The organism is Bacillus sp. BPN334, assembly GCF_008368885.1.
Taxonomy (GTDB): domain Bacteria; phylum Bacillota; class Bacilli; order Bacillales; family Bacillaceae_G; genus Bacillus_A; species Bacillus_A wiedmannii.
Genome location: NZ_QOZW01000008.1, coordinates 450,690 through 464,869 on the forward strand (window position 1 = coordinate 450,690; position 14,180 = coordinate 464,869).

The window sequence follows — 14,180 nt, forward strand, 5'->3', positions numbered from 1 at the left end:
TTCTCTACGAAATGAAATTTTCACATCATTCTTCGTCATCATCTATCCGAATCAACCAAAGTCGCTTTGTACTATTACCGCACACTTTTTCATAGCTTGGAACTAACATGCACCGAAGCCAATATAATGATTTATTCGCCTTTTCACTAACCTCAAAAATTGTCCCCTCTGTAATAAAATGATCACCTTGATACAATGTATACTCGCTTGTCCCATGGCATCATCATTATTCCCCTCCCTATTAAAATAGCGTTTTTGTTTCAAATGATGCTCTCATTAATTCGGATGAATTTACCAGTGTTTTTACCAAAAAATTCATGATATCATTAATTAGTCGAGTACTTCATTATTTGACGATTTCCCTTAGGAGCCCGCGGACAATCGGGAGTTCTTTTATTTAAATAAAAATTTTGTTTAAACTTTACAAAACTCACCTATATTAAAATATCTTCTAAAATCCTTATTGAACATTTATAATACTTTTAAATAGTTTAAATTCTACAATCAGTAATGGAGGCCTTTTAATGGGAAACATCCCAAAAGTATCATCCCAACAATCAAATCCTAATATACCCTCACAGCAAGTGAACCCTAACACCCAACAAGGTAGTAATAAAAAAACAAGACGCCGTATTATAACTATTTTGGTTTTAATATTACCTATAATTTTTGTCCTTCAATATTCTCTTAATAACCAACAAGAAATGATTAAAGAAAAACAAATCACGCTTAATACGGAGCAACAAAAATTATCTTCTTTAAAGAAGGATGGTCATTCCCTTAAAAATGATGTTAAAACTTTAACAGATAGTGAAGAAGAAATTTTAAAATTCGCAAGGAAACTGTATGGATTTTCCAAACCGAATGAAACTATTTTTCAAATAACTGAATAAAATTACACTGCATTACCCAAAAGGCGATTTGAAAATACTCGCCTTTTTATATTTAATTTCTAAAGGAATCGTACTAATCTCTCTTTCTATCAAATAAAAATTTTGTTTAATTTATTAAAATACAACCGCTTGTCCATTTCACTTTGCTCTATCATTACATTTACTATTAGTAATACGATTTTTAGAGGTGATAAATAATGGACGAGTTTTTATCTTTTGCTGCACTTAATCCGGGTTCTATTGGACCTACACTTCCACCTGTTCAACCCTTTCAATTCCCTACTGGTCCCACCGGTTCTACAGGAGCTACGGGTTCAACCGGACCAACCGGACCAACTGGATCAACTGGATCAACTGGATCAACTGGACCAACTGGATTTAATCTTCCTGCTGGGCCTGCATCTATTACTTTGACTTCTAACGAAACCACGACATGTGTATCCACTCAAGGAAATAATACTTTATTTTTTTCGGGTCAAGTATTAGTAAACGGTAGTCCTACTCCAGGAGTAGTGGTCAGTTTTTCATTTAGTAATCCTTCTCTTGCTTTCATGGTTCCTCTTGCTGTCATTACAAATGCTTCAGGTAACTTTACCGCTGTATTTCTAGCCGCTAATGGGCCTGGAACAGTAACCGTTACTGCTTCACTTCTTGATTCTCCTGGAACAATGGCTAGCGTCACTATTACCATTGTGAATTGTCCGTAATGGTTTTATCTTTAAGTACTAAGCAATTTCTGATAAGATGAGCACTGATTTACAGTGCTCATCTTATCATTGGGATGTTCCTTTCAAATGAAATTTCGAAACACCCTACTAAAATAAAGCTTTTATTAAGAACTAATGATCTTTATATTTCTTAAACTTGTCATCACAAGTGATTTTTATAATTAGTTAAATTCTCAATATAGTTTATGTATATAATTCCATTCAAAGATACATAATACCCACGTAACTATTTAAAAACACTTCGTTTTTATATCTAAATTCAAAAAGGAGCTACATAACATGGATAAAAAAAATCTATTAAGTCAACAACTTGATTATGTGTCATCGGATGCGCTGAATACCCCTAGTAAAGCCCAAGAGCAAATGCAAGAAACATCTCAGGAGGCACATGATTCAAACAAAAAGGACAGTACTCAAGCTTTACATGGCGACGATTTACCAATTTCAGATGTATATAGAACAACGAACAAGCAGTAAATTTAAAAGGGAAAAATCTTAAGAACGAGTGAACTTAATTCTTTTCCCTTTTCCTATTTAATTAACACTTTTATATGGAACCCGTACACATTTTTGACACATCCACTATCACAATCTCCTGAAAATTCGTGATAATATTAATTTGTCGAATACGCCAAATTTCGACATTGAACGACAATGATATCTCCTTTATTGAATCCCTGTCCCCCAGGGATTTCTCCTTTTATTCATTACTTTTTTCTTCACTAAATTTTCATTCTTAACAAAATTCAATTACTCCATTGGATAGATATGCAACAGTATCCTATTTTGATAAAAACTAAAAACAAACAGACATACTTAACACTAATAGTAGATTTTTTAACTTCAAATTTACTTTTTCTCTCTTACCTTTTTGTAAACATTAAAAATGAGCTCTATTTACATAGAGCTCATTCGTAATTTTATAGTTTACTAGACTGTAACCCCTGAATAAATGGAACTACTTCAGGATTTACAAGTGATGATAAATCCCCTAATTCTTTTCCTAAGTAAGCAGCTTTAATGACGCGTCGCATTACTTTAGAATTACGTGTTTTTGGTAAATCTTCTACAACGTGAATATCTTTTGGACACAATGCTTTTCCGATATGAGAGTTTACTAAACTCATTAATTCTTTCTTTAACTCTCCTGTGAATGTTACATTGTCCCTTAATACTACAAAACAATGACAAACTTCACCTTTTACATCATCAGGTACACCAATCGCGGCAGCTTCTATGACATCATTATGCTTAACAAGAATAGATTCATATTCTGCAGGTCCAATACGTTTTCCAGCAATGTTTAACGTATCATCTGAGCGTCCTGTAATAATATATTGCTCACCATCATAAATCACCCAGTCACCATGAACCCATTTATTTTCAAAACGTGACCAATACGTGTTCACATAACGCTCATCGTCTTCCCAGAAACTTTTCGTCATACCAACCCAAGGTTTCTCTAAACATAATTCTCCAACTTCATCACGAATTGGATTGCCTTGATCATTGAGCACAACCGCTGCCATTCCTGGTAAAGATGCGTTAAAACTAATCGGTGCAATCGGTTTAATAAGGACGTTTCCGAAAATCCCACCAGAAATTTCAGTTCCGCCTGAATAGTTACAAATTGGTACATTATTTTTTCCAACTGTTTCAAATAGCCACATCCAAGGATCTGGATTCCAAGGTTCACCTGTTGATGCGAATACTTCTAAACTCTTGAGCGAATGTTTATTTACATACTCATCACCCTTTGCCATTAACGCACGAATTAATGTTGGTGATATACCGAGATGTGTAATTTCATATTTATCAACGGTCTCCCATAAACGATCTGCTTCTGGGAAATCTGGAACACCTTCGTACATAACCATCGTTGCTCCATTAATGAGAGAGCCGAATAGTAAAAACGGTCCCATCATCCAGCCCATATCAGTTACCCATAATACGCGGTCACCTTGTTTGATGTTCATTCCAAATCCTGCATCAAATGCAGATTTCAAAGGGAAACCAGCATGTGTATGTACTGTTCCTTTCGGTTTCCCAGTTGTACCTGATGTATAAATGAGCATTAACGGATCATCACTATTCATCTCTTCAGCATGTGTAAATGGTTTTTCTTTTTCTAGTGCACTCCATGGGAAATCATAATTATGTGGTGTAAAATCATTTCCTGCATGACGAACAATAACAACTTTTTCAACAGTTGGACAATGTTCGCAAGCTTTATCTACTTCGTCTTTTAATGAAACAACTTTACCTCGGCGTGAAAAACCATCTGCAGTAATGATCATTTTTGATCCTGCCGCTTGTACACGAGTCATGACTGCATCAGACGCAAATCCTGAGAATATTGGTGAAATAATTGCTCCGATTTTCATAACAGCTAACATTGCAACAACTGTTTCTGGAATCATCGGCATATAAATTGTTACACGGTCACCTTTTTCAATACCCGCATGTTTCAAACCGTTTGCAACGCGACTTACCCAGTTGTCAAGATCTTCATATGTAAATGATTTTGAAGTTCCATTTTCTCCCTCGTACTGTAGTGCTGGTTGCGTTCTTGTTTCATCATCTGCAAGCCAGCGTGATAAAACTGATTCTACAACGTTACATGTTCCGCCATTATACCACTGTGCAAACGGTGTACCATTTTCTAAATCTAGCACTTCTGTATAAGGCTTCATCCATTGGTAACCAACCGCTTTCTCAGCTTCTCCCCAAAACCAATCTGTTTCTTCAATAGATTTATTATAAAACGTTTCATAATCTTCATAGCCCAATGATTTCATCCAACCATATAAACGCGTTTTTTCTTTATACTCTTCTGTTGGAAACCAAACTGCTTGTTTCAATGTTTTCCCCTCCTTGACTTTTTGAGCAAGAAAGCCCTAAATAGGGCTTTTAAACTGGATAAACAGGATGTTTACGATCTGTAAATACTTGATATTTACTCATATACATTTCGAATCGTCCTTTTAACTCTTCTCTTAAATTGTTTGGATGAACAATACCATCAATGACCATCTCTGATGCCAAATGGTAAATATCAATATCTTTCTTATACTCTTCGCGTTTTTCAGCAATGAAGCTATTACGCTCTTCTTCTGGTAAAGCTGCAATCTTATTTGCATATACAGCATTGACTGCCGCTTCTGGACCCATTACTGCAATAGAAGCTGTCGGTAATGCTAGGCAGCAATCTGGTTCAAAGGCTGGACCTGCCATTGCATATAAACCAGCACCGTATGCTTTACGAACAACGATAGAAATTTTCGGTACAGTTGCTTCACTCATTGCAGAAATCATCTTTGCACCATGACGAATAATACCAGCACGCTCTACTTTTGTACCAATCATAAATCCAGGTACATCTGCAAGGAATAACAACGGAATATGATATGCATCACATAAATTAATAAACTTCGCTGCTTTATCCGCTGAATCGTGGAATAATACGCCGCCTTTCATACGCGGTTGATTTGCAATAATACCAACTGGCTTACCATCAATACGTGCCAAGCCTGTAATTAGTTCTTGAGCAAATAATTTTTTCACTTCATAGAAAGAACCTTCATCAATAACTCTATTAATGAGATCTTTCATATTGAAAGGAGCATTTTGATTTTCTGGAATGATTTGTTCTAACGTTTTTTCGAATTGTTTCGGTTCTTGAGGTGTAACCAATGGAGTCTTCTCTAAGTAGTTGTTTGGAAAATATGAAATGTATTGTCTTGCTTGTGTAATCGCATCTTCTTCTGTTTTACATAAAACATCTCCGCATCCTGATACAGAGCAATGCATACGAGCTCCGCCCATCTCCTCTAAAGTTACCTTCTCGCCGATAACCATCTCCGCCATACGAGGAGAACCTAAGTACATAGATGCATTTCCTTCTACCATCATAACAATGTCACAAAAAGCTGGAATATATGCGCCACCAGCTGCCGAAGGTCCAAATAATAAGCATACTTGAGGAACTTTACCTGATAATTTCACTTGATTGTAGAAGATTCTTCCTGCACCGCGGCGCCCTGGGAACATTTCTACTTGATCTGTAATACGCGCTCCAGCAGAGTCAACTAAATAAAATAACGGAACACGTAATTTTTCTGCCGTTTCTTGAATACGTAAAATCTTTTCAACTGTACGTGCACCCCATGATCCAGCCTTTACGGTTGAATCATTTGCCATTACGCATGCAGTACGACCATGTATTTTACCCGTTGCCGTTATAACACCATCAGCAGGTAATCCTGTTTGTTCACAATTTGCAAATAATGCATCTTCTACATATTCACCATTATCAAATAAAAGAGCTAAGCGATCTCGAACGAATAGTTTTCCTTTTTCTTTGTTTTGTTCGTGATACTTTGGTGCGCCGCCTTGTTTAATCGTTTCAACTCGTTCTTCAAATGTATTCGATTGTTGTTTTTGGTCTAACATATTTACTCCCCCTTATACATTGGTGTGCGTTTTTCCTTGAATGCTTGTAATCCTTCTAATCTATCTTTCGTATGGATTACACCTTCATACGCTTGTTTTTCCATTTGTAATCCGGTATGTAAATCAACTTGAATACCGTTTGAAATTGCTTCTTTTGCTAATCGAACAGCAATAGGACCATTACTAGCAATTTTCTCTGCTATTTCAATCGCTTTCTCTTCAAGTAAATGAGCTGGTACAACAAATTCTACTAAACCATATTCTTTTGCTTCTTGCGCTGAAATACGTCTGCCTGTATAAATTAATTCTTTCGCTCTACCAACACCAATTAATCTTGGTAAACGCTGCGTACCACCTGCTCCTGGTATAATTGCAAGTGTAGTTTCAGTAAGTCCAAGACTTGCAGATTCAGCCGCAATTCTAAAATCACAAGCTAAACTTAATTCCGTACCGCCACCAAGGGCGATTCCGTTTATAGCAGCAATAACTGGCTGTGGTAATTGTTCAACCATCTCCATAGTAGTGCGAATCATACTAACAGCATGGCGAACTTGTTCCTCATTCATACCAGCACGTTCTTTTAAATCAGCACCAGCACAAAACGCTTTTTCACCAGCACCTGTTAAAATAACTACACGAGTATTGGACTCTTCACTTATTTGAGTTAATATGTTTTGTAACTCTTCTAATAACGCTAAAGATAATGAGTTTGCTTGTCTCTCACGATATAACGAAATCTTTACAACGTGAGGTGTTACATAATTAACTGAAATGTTTTGTAGTTGTAGCATCTTCTCACCTACTTATCGTTTTATGTTGAAGCGCTCTATACACATGACTCGGTAATTGAATATTTAATTTACTTTGAATAAATTGACTTGCTCTCAATAACTTTTCTTCATCAATATTCGTCTGGACTCCTAACTTATGGAGCATATGAACTAAGTCATCGGTTGCAACATTGCCTGATGCTCCTGGTGCATATGGACAGCCCCCAAGACCACCACAAGAACTATCAAATGTTGTAATACCATATTCTAATGACTTAACTACATTGGCCAGAGCCATTCCATACGTATTATGGAAGTGCATTGCAAACTGCGAAGCATCATATTTCTTCAATAAATGTTCTAAAACTTGCTCTACTTGTAACGGATTCGCTACACCAATCGTGTCACCAAGAGATACTTCATAAATGCCGTATGAAAATAGTTGATTACATAATTCGTCAACTGCTGTGGCACTTATATCTCCTTCATAAGGACAGCCAAATACAGTAGAAACATAGCCTCTTACCTTTTTCCCTTCGAATAATGCCTGTTTTGTTATATCTTCAATTACAACTAATGCTTCTTTAATTGATTTATTAATATTACTTTTATTATGAGATTCACTTGCTGATAAAAAAACATTCACCTCATCTACATTTTGCAAAAAAGCTCGTTCCAAACCATTTTGATTTGGAACAAGCGCTGCATAAGTAACATTGGGATCCCTTTTCAGCTCAGAAAACACATCATTTGCATCTGCTAATGCAGGGACCCATTTAGGGTGAACGAATGAGGAAACTTCAACATACGATAATCCCGCCTCTGTAAGTAGTTGAATCCATTTTACTTTATCTTTTGTGCCAACAATCTTTTTTTCATTTTGTAAGCCATCACGTGGCCCGACTTCTTTAATGACAGCAAAATTAGGTAGTTTCAATTCGCTTCCCCCTATATCTCCCTATTCAATCTCTAGTAATACATCTCCTTCATTTACAAAATCGCCTTCTTGCACATTAATTTTCATAACTGTGCCAGCTTCTTCTGAAATGATTGGAATTTCCATTTTCATAGATTCCAAAATGACGACATCCTGCTCTTCCTCTACTGTATCTCCTACTCCTACAACAATCTTCCATACATTTCCTGCCATCGATGCATAAACCTTCGTCATCATTTTTTCCCCCTTAATATTGTTAAATCTTATTTTTTAACAAGTTGTTTCGTTACAAAACCCGTTGTATAAATACCACTTTTAAACACATCGTCTTCCAATACTTGAAGTAGCATTGGCGTGTTTGTTTTAATACCTTCTACTTTTAATTCTTCTAAAGCATCATGTAATTTTGAAATTGCTTCTTCACGAGTTTCACCATGAGCAATGACTTTCGCAATCATTGGATCGTAGAAAGGTGTAATCGTGACTTGATTCTCCAAAAAGTGATCAATACGTACATTTGATGGAAGCGTTAAATCTGTAATTTTCCCAGGTGATGGGAAGAAAGTTTTCGGATCCTCTGCATAAATACGTGCCTCAATGGCATGACCACTACGTTTTACATCATCTTGTGTAAATGATAGTTTCTCACCGTATGCAATTAAAAGTTGTTGTTCTACAAGATCTAAACCAGTAATTTCTTCTGTAACTGGATGCTCTACTTGTAATCTCGTATTCATCTCTAAGAAATAAAAGTTCTTCTGATCATCTACAAGAAACTCAACTGTACCTGCATTTGTATAGCCTAGAGCTTTAGCAGCTTGTACAGCAACTTCTCCCATCGCCTTTCGCGTACCTTCATCTAAAAATGGTGAAGGTGCTTCTTCAATTACTTTCTGATTTCGGCGCTGCACGGAACATTCACGCTCCCATAAATACACTGTGTTACCATGTGTATCTGCTAAAAGCTGAATTTCAATATGATGTGCATCTGCAATATAGCGCTCTAAATACATTTCTCCGTTACCGAAGAAGTTTTGTGCTCTTGTTTTGTTACTTTCAAATGCTTTGGTGAGCGTTTGCTCAGTTTCCATCAACTGCATTCCAATGCCTCCGCCGCCTGCGGATGCCTTCAGCATTAATGGATAACCAATTTGTTTTGCAATTTCAATTGCTTCTTCGGCAGTTTCAATATTTGTAGTAATACCTGGAACTACTGGGACATCTGCAGCTTGCATTGCAATACGAGATTCGATTTTACTTCCCATCTTCGTAATAATTTCTTCAGATGGACCGATAAATACAATTCCTTCTTCTCTACAGCGAACCGGAAAGGATGGATTCTCTGATAATAATCCATATCCCGGATGGATTGCTTCAGCATTTGTCTTCTTAGCTATTTCAATAATTTTTTCAAGGTTTAAATAGCTTTCTTGGACACGCGGTCCACCTACTAAGTAAGCTTCATTTGCCATTTTTACATGTAGGGCATTTTCATCAGCCTCAGAATAAATAGCAACAGTGCGAATGCCAAGTTTTTGACAAGTTTTCATAATACGAACTGCGATTTCCCCGCGATTAGCAATTAATATTTTTTGAAACATAGTGATTCCTCCTTTTTATCTACATCCTAAATGTCTTGCAATTACGAGACGTTGAATTTCAGAAGTTCCTTCACCAATTTCTAATAGTTTTGCATCACGAATATGTCGTTCCACTTCATATTCACGCATATAGCCGTATCCACCATGAATTTGTACCGCTTGATTTGCAATACGACTAGCCGCCTCAGATGCAAATAACTTTGCCATAGCCGCTTCTTTACCGAAAGGTTTATCATTATCTTTTAACCAAGCCGCTTTATGTACTAAATTACGTGCAAGTTCTACTTCAGTCGCCATATCAGCTAATTTAAATTGAATCGCTTGGAAATTAGAGATTGACTTTCCAAATTGTTGACGTTCTTTCGCATATTGCAGCGCACGTTCAAATGCAGATTGTGCAATACCTACTGCTAATGCTGCGATTGAAATACGTCCTCCATCAAGTGTATATAAGAATTGTTTAAATCCTTTATTTACATCACCAAGAATATTTTCTTTCGGTACACGTACACCATCAAGTACGATTTCACATGTATTAGAAGCACGAACACCCATCTTATCGTAAGGACTTGAGATCGTTAATCCTTCACTTGTAGTCGGTACGATAAATGCCGAAATACGTTTTCTACCATTATCTTCAACACCATTGATAGCGGTTACAATAATTGTATTTGCATACTCTGCATTTGTAATCCAACACTTTTCACCACTAATAACATATTCATCTCCATCTAATACAGCTTTCGTTTGTGTGCCGCCTGCATCAGATCCAGCGTTCGGCTCAGTTAATCCGAAAGCACCTAATGTTTTACCTGACGCCATTGGAACTAAATATTTCTGTTTTTGTTCTTCTGTACCGAAATAATAAATTGGAGAAGCACCTAATGAAATTGTTGCAGCGTAACTTAATCCTGTCCCACCACAAGCACGACCAATTTCTTCAACTGCTAACGCGTACGATACAGTATCGCCACCTGAACCTCCATACTCTTCAGGGAATGGGATACCTAATAATCCTAGTTCGCCCATTTTTTGAAATGTTTCATATGGAAACTCCGCAGTTTTGTCATAATACACAGCTTTCGGTGCGATTTCCTTTTCAGCAAAGTCACGTACCATTTCTTTAATCATTTGTTTTTCGCGAGTTAGAGTAAATTCCATTCCGCTACACACCCCTTATCGAATATTGAGTTTCGACAGCGTGCGAGTTTCTACTACAAACATTGCTTCTTAAAAGACACGAATATTAGTTAGATAATTTCTACAATTCTGTCATAACTTAATTTTAAAACAGATTCTGTACCAATGCACAAAAAAATTCCTACATTGTTCTACAACAACATAGGAAGTTTTGTGTCGAATTATGTAATTTATTGTTTAATAATCTCTACCTTTTCCCGAATCCGAAATTTCTACTAAAGCTTCAGGGTATGGTTCAAAATATGTTTGTCTTAATAAATACTTATCGTCAAATCGAATGGCCCATGATTTTAAAATTGTAAGTAAGCTACTAAGCGGGACTTTCTTTTCTATATACTTTTGTATCAAATCTAAAAAATGATCTTTTTCTTGTTTTTTCAACTTTGTTTTAAAATATCCAAAAATATGCTCACATACATTTACATTCGATGTATAGCGGGGGGTGCGCATAAATAATTCATATAAAGTCTTCTCATACTTATCAAATACAACTTCAATCGTTTCATTTTTTTGATTTGCAATAATACGCCCTAATTCTTTTTGTTTCACTTGATTATATGCCATAAATAAATACTTATAGTCTGATTGAAATGATACGAGTTCTTTTATGTTTTTAGTATGTTTAATCATTTTGTAATGCGCGATTGTAAACAGTCTTGTAAAGAAATGTTCTCTAATAATAAAATTCGACAATCTACCCTCTTCTTCAATTGGAAGATGCGAAAATTTTTTTATTACTGCTCCGCCAAATAAGCCAGATCCCTTTCCTTTTACTGGCGCTTTTTCAAAACCAGAATAAATTTTCACATCGCGCGTACCACAACTTGGCGCACGATTCTTTAAAATAAAACCATCCACATCGGATATCGTTTGTAAAAAGTCATTTGAAAATTGCTCCATTTTTTCAGTTACATCTTCTCGTGTCGACGGTTGCACAAGTCTATTTACGCCATTTTCTTCTACCATTCGTATCGTTTCGCGAGGTACTCCTAAACCAATTTCTACTTCTGGACAAACCGGGAGAAATGTAACAAATGGTTGCAAATTTCGTATTGTTACATCTGGAATCATCTCTGCATTATAACGACAGGCATCAAATTCTAAACATTTACTTACAATAATTTTCGGTTTAGCAAATTGGCGCATCACATTACCTCCGTGGTGTTAATCCGTACAATATAAATTGAATCGTATTTTCAATTTCCACTTCATCATCCCATTTTTCTTCAGGCAATAATAAAAACCTTGTTAATAGTAAACCTAATACAGCTGATAAAGTAAGACGTAATACAGAAGATGGCGGTATTTCAATAATCTCCCCTTCCTCTTGAAACTTTACAATTAACTTTTTAAAATGTGAAAGTAATTCTGTTTCTACTAAATGTTGTATTTCATTTTTTAATTCTGGCTGAAATGGCACTTCTTGAATTAATATTTTTATCATTGGAAAATGCTTTTTTGCAAATTCAAATCTATTATGAATAACAACTCTTAGAAGCCCTTCATATGATTCATACTCCGATTTAAATATTTCCTTTGCGAAGGCTTGTACGAAAAATGGCGCAGCAAACTTTGTTAATGTCGGCATGACGACCGCTAACAATAAATCTTTTTTCGTTTTATAGTAGCGGAAGATTGTTCCTTCCGCTACACCAGCACGCTTTGCAATTTCACTTGTAGAAGTTGATGCATATCCTTTTTCTCCAAACATATCAACAGCTGCCTCTAAAATACGCATTTGACGTTCATTTCGTTTATCCGTATTAGTTGCGGCAATTAATTCATCCAGCCAATCCTTCTTCATCTACAATGCCCCTTTGTATCATCATTATATTTTCCGATGTTTCTTTAATGCAAATACATTCCCTATTGCAAATAATAGAGAAAAAAGTAGTAATACAGTAAGATCTAATGCGATCTCTGTAAATCCTTGATTTCGAATCATCACTTGTCTCATTGCGTCAGCTCCATATGTGAGTGGAAATAATTTCCCTAACATTTGTAGCCACTTATTCATAGATTCGATTGGAAACAACCCAGAAAAGAAAATTTGTGGCACAATGACAAGCGGTATGAACTGGATCATTTGAAATTCATTATTTGCGTATGCTGATAAAAACGTCCCTAAAGTTAATGCCGTTAAAGAAAGCATGCATGTAATAAGTAGCGTTAGCCATATGGAGCCAGCTACATACAAGTCTAAAATATAAACTGAAAAATTCACGATTATAATTGATTGTATAAATGCAAAGATTCCAAAACCAATAATATATCCTACAACTATTTCCCATCTTCTCACTGGAGTGGACAATAACCTCTCTAATGTACCACTTAAACGTTCTCTAACAAAGGAAACTCCAGACAATATAAATACAAAGAAAAATGTAAAGAAACCAATCAATACGGGACCAAGCCCATCAAACATTGTAAAGTCTTTAGAGCCATGTAAGTAATTTACTTCAGGCTTCATAACTGATACATCATTCTTTTCTGAACTCTTTTGTAAAACTTGAAGTACAGCACGATTTTTTGATGAATCACTTCCTTCTAATAAAAGATTCATTTTCCCATTCTCTAAATAAATTATTGCATCTACCTTTTGCAGTTCTAACTCTGAAATTGCTTTCTCTTTGCCGTATTCATAAATTGAGGCTTCTTGAGTTTTCATTGTTTTTACAATAGGAGCAGGCACATCAACTACAGCGATATGCGGTACATAGTCTTTTTGTGTAAACACTAGAGACAATAACCAAAGTAATAACATGGGTGCCCCAAACATCATCGCTAACGAACGTTTATCTCGAAAAAATTGGCGAATAATACGAATGATTACACCAGTAACTCTCATGATAGGGCCACCTCTTCCAACAAAAAGACATCTTCAATCCGTCCTGATGATACCCGTTTTTTCAATTCTTCAGGTATTCCAGTCGCAACTAGCTTTCCTTCTCTAATCAACCCTAGACGCTCACAAAACTCAGCTTCATCCATAATGTGCGTCGTTACAATAATAGTTGTGCCTTTCTTTTTCAAATCATAAAATTTTTCCCAGATTGTTTTTCTAAGAAGTGGATCTATCCCCACTGTTGGCTCATCTAAAATTAATATTTCAGGTTCATGAAGGAGTGCTATCGCTAATGATAAACGCTTCTTCATCCCACCTGAAAAATGCTGCACTTGCTGTCTTATATGTTGTGATAATTGTACAAGGTCAAAAACCTCTTCGATTCTTTCTTTTTTATGTTTTCCCTTTAATCCATACATCGTTGCAATAAAATCTGCATTTTCATATGCTGATAGCTCTTCGTATAATGCATCAGCCTGAGCCATATAACCAATTCTTTTCATTTCATTTAAATTAGGCATGTTCGTGTTGTAAACAAGCACTTCACCTTCTGTTGCCTCATTAATACCTGCAATCAATTTAATAAGAGTCGTTTTCCCTGAACCTGAAGGCCCAACTAAACCAAATATCTCTGCTTTTTCAACTTGCAATGAAAGATTGTGTATTACTTCTTTTTTTCCAAAACTTTTTGATACAGTCCGTAAAATAATGGCAGGTTGCTGCACGTATTCTTCCTCCTTTTCAAAAATGAGTG

General features: G+C 35.9%; 15 protein-coding genes. 3 read left to right on the forward strand and 12 right to left on the reverse strand.

The features are described 5' to 3' along the window. Positions 1-25: 25 nt before the first annotated feature. Positions 26-196, reverse strand: a complete 171-nt coding sequence (locus tag DN393_RS31575; protein WP_000284253.1) for a hypothetical protein — start codon at positions 194-196, stop codon at positions 26-28. Positions 197-524: 328 nt separating this feature from the next. Between DN393_RS31575 and DN393_RS14430 the strand changes: the two genes are divergently transcribed. The 3 genes from DN393_RS14430 to DN393_RS14440 all read left to right on the forward strand — a co-directional run bounded on the left by DN393_RS14430 (position 525) and on the right by DN393_RS14440 (position 2,098). Beyond that, the gene (locus DN393_RS14430; RefSeq protein ID WP_064475289.1) at positions 525-893 is read left to right on the forward strand and encodes an FtsB family cell division protein; all 369 of its coding nucleotides are present in this window, start codon (positions 525-527) and stop codon (positions 891-893) included. A gap of 197 nt (positions 894-1,090) precedes the next feature. Beyond that, entirely contained in the window at positions 1,091-1,600 is a 510-nt protein-coding gene (locus DN393_RS32410; protein ID WP_149173640.1) for an exosporium leader peptide-containing protein, read from the forward strand. Positions 1,601-1,900: 300 nt separating this feature from the next. After that, positions 1,901-2,098, forward strand: coding sequence for a hypothetical protein (locus DN393_RS14440; RefSeq protein ID WP_000358738.1), 198 nt, complete (start codon positions 1,901-1,903; stop codon positions 2,096-2,098). Positions 2,099-2,541: 443 nt separating this feature from the next. Here the strand turns inward: DN393_RS14440 and DN393_RS14445 are convergent, their stop codons facing one another. From DN393_RS14445 to DN393_RS14495, 11 genes are all read right to left on the reverse strand, one after another. Beyond that, on the reverse strand, positions 2,542-4,482 hold the full coding sequence (locus tag DN393_RS14445) for an AMP-binding protein (protein ID WP_064475287.1): 1,941 nt from the start codon (positions 4,480-4,482) through the stop codon (positions 2,542-2,544). Positions 4,483-4,531: 49 nt separating this feature from the next. Then, entirely contained in the window at positions 4,532-6,073 is a 1,542-nt protein-coding gene (locus tag DN393_RS14450; RefSeq protein ID WP_064475286.1) for an acyl-CoA carboxylase subunit beta, read from the reverse strand. A 2-nt stretch (positions 6,074-6,075) separates the two neighbouring features. Next, positions 6,076-6,864, reverse strand: coding sequence for an enoyl-CoA hydratase (locus DN393_RS14455; protein ID WP_048546966.1), 789 nt, complete (start codon positions 6,862-6,864; stop codon positions 6,076-6,078). A gap of 4 nt (positions 6,865-6,868) precedes the next feature. Then, positions 6,869-7,780, reverse strand: coding sequence for a hydroxymethylglutaryl-CoA lyase (mvaB, locus tag DN393_RS14460; RefSeq protein ID WP_000775428.1), 912 nt, complete (start codon positions 7,778-7,780; stop codon positions 6,869-6,871). A gap of 21 nt (positions 7,781-7,801) precedes the next feature. Continuing rightward, positions 7,802-8,017, reverse strand: coding sequence for an acetyl-CoA carboxylase biotin carboxyl carrier protein subunit (locus DN393_RS14465; RefSeq protein ID WP_001987345.1), 216 nt, complete (start codon positions 8,015-8,017; stop codon positions 7,802-7,804). A gap of 26 nt (positions 8,018-8,043) precedes the next feature. Further along, entirely contained in the window at positions 8,044-9,381 is a 1,338-nt protein-coding gene (locus tag DN393_RS14470) for an acetyl-CoA carboxylase biotin carboxylase subunit (protein ID WP_000486754.1), read from the reverse strand. Positions 9,382-9,396: 15 nt separating this feature from the next. Continuing rightward, entirely contained in the window at positions 9,397-10,542 is a 1,146-nt protein-coding gene (locus DN393_RS14475; RefSeq protein ID WP_000397276.1) for an acyl-CoA dehydrogenase, read from the reverse strand. Positions 10,543-10,758: 216 nt separating this feature from the next. Continuing rightward, positions 10,759-11,727, reverse strand: coding sequence for a YbgA family protein (locus DN393_RS14480; RefSeq protein WP_098111368.1), 969 nt, complete (start codon positions 11,725-11,727; stop codon positions 10,759-10,761). A 4-nt stretch (positions 11,728-11,731) separates the two neighbouring features. After that, the gene (locus DN393_RS14485) at positions 11,732-12,385 is read right to left on the reverse strand and encodes a TetR/AcrR family transcriptional regulator (protein ID WP_064475284.1); all 654 of its coding nucleotides are present in this window, start codon (positions 12,383-12,385) and stop codon (positions 11,732-11,734) included. A 24-nt stretch (positions 12,386-12,409) separates the two neighbouring features. Beyond that, positions 12,410-13,429 (reverse strand): ABC transporter permease, encoded by a 1,020-nt coding sequence (locus DN393_RS14490; RefSeq protein WP_098103539.1) that lies wholly within the window; start codon positions 13,427-13,429, stop codon positions 12,410-12,412. Further along, a complete protein-coding gene (locus DN393_RS14495; protein WP_064475282.1) occupies positions 13,426-14,151 on the reverse strand; it encodes an ABC transporter ATP-binding protein in 726 nt (241 codons plus the stop codon). Before DN393_RS14495 ends, DN393_RS14490 begins: the two co-directional genes overlap by 4 nt. Between the last annotated feature and the right edge of the window lie 29 nt (positions 14,152-14,180).

Bases quoted from the DNA above. Each gene is read 5' to 3' on its own strand.
- DN393_RS14485 (WP_064475284.1), bottom strand. From the start codon at position 12,385: ATGAAGAAGGATTGGCTGGATGAATTAATTGCCGCAACTAATACGGAT.
- DN393_RS14430 (WP_064475289.1), top strand. From the start codon at position 525: ATGGGAAACATCCCAAAAGTATCATCCCAACAATCAAATCCTAATATA.
- DN393_RS14470 (WP_000486754.1), bottom strand. From the start codon at position 9,381: ATGTTTCAAAAAATATTAATTGCTAATCGCGGGGAAATCGCAGTTCGT.
- DN393_RS14440 (WP_000358738.1), top strand. From the start codon at position 1,901: ATGGATAAAAAAAATCTATTAAGTCAACAACTTGATTATGTGTCATCG.
- DN393_RS14465 (WP_001987345.1), bottom strand. From the start codon at position 8,017: ATGATGACGAAGGTTTATGCATCGATGGCAGGAAATGTATGGAAGATT.
- DN393_RS32410 (WP_149173640.1), top strand. From the start codon at position 1,091: ATGGACGAGTTTTTATCTTTTGCTGCACTTAATCCGGGTTCTATTGGA.
- DN393_RS14480 (WP_098111368.1), bottom strand. From the start codon at position 11,727: ATGCGCCAATTTGCTAAACCGAAAATTATTGTAAGTAAATGTTTAGAA.
- DN393_RS14455 (WP_048546966.1), bottom strand. From the start codon at position 6,864: ATGCTACAACTACAAAACATTTCAGTTAATTATGTAACACCTCACGTT.
- DN393_RS14490 (WP_098103539.1), bottom strand. From the start codon at position 13,429: ATGAGAGTTACTGGTGTAATCATTCGTATTATTCGCCAATTTTTTCGA.
- DN393_RS14450 (WP_064475286.1), bottom strand. From the start codon at position 6,073: ATGTTAGACCAAAAACAACAATCGAATACATTTGAAGAACGAGTTGAA.
- DN393_RS14475 (WP_000397276.1), bottom strand. From the start codon at position 10,542: ATGGAATTTACTCTAACTCGCGAAAAACAAATGATTAAAGAAATGGTA.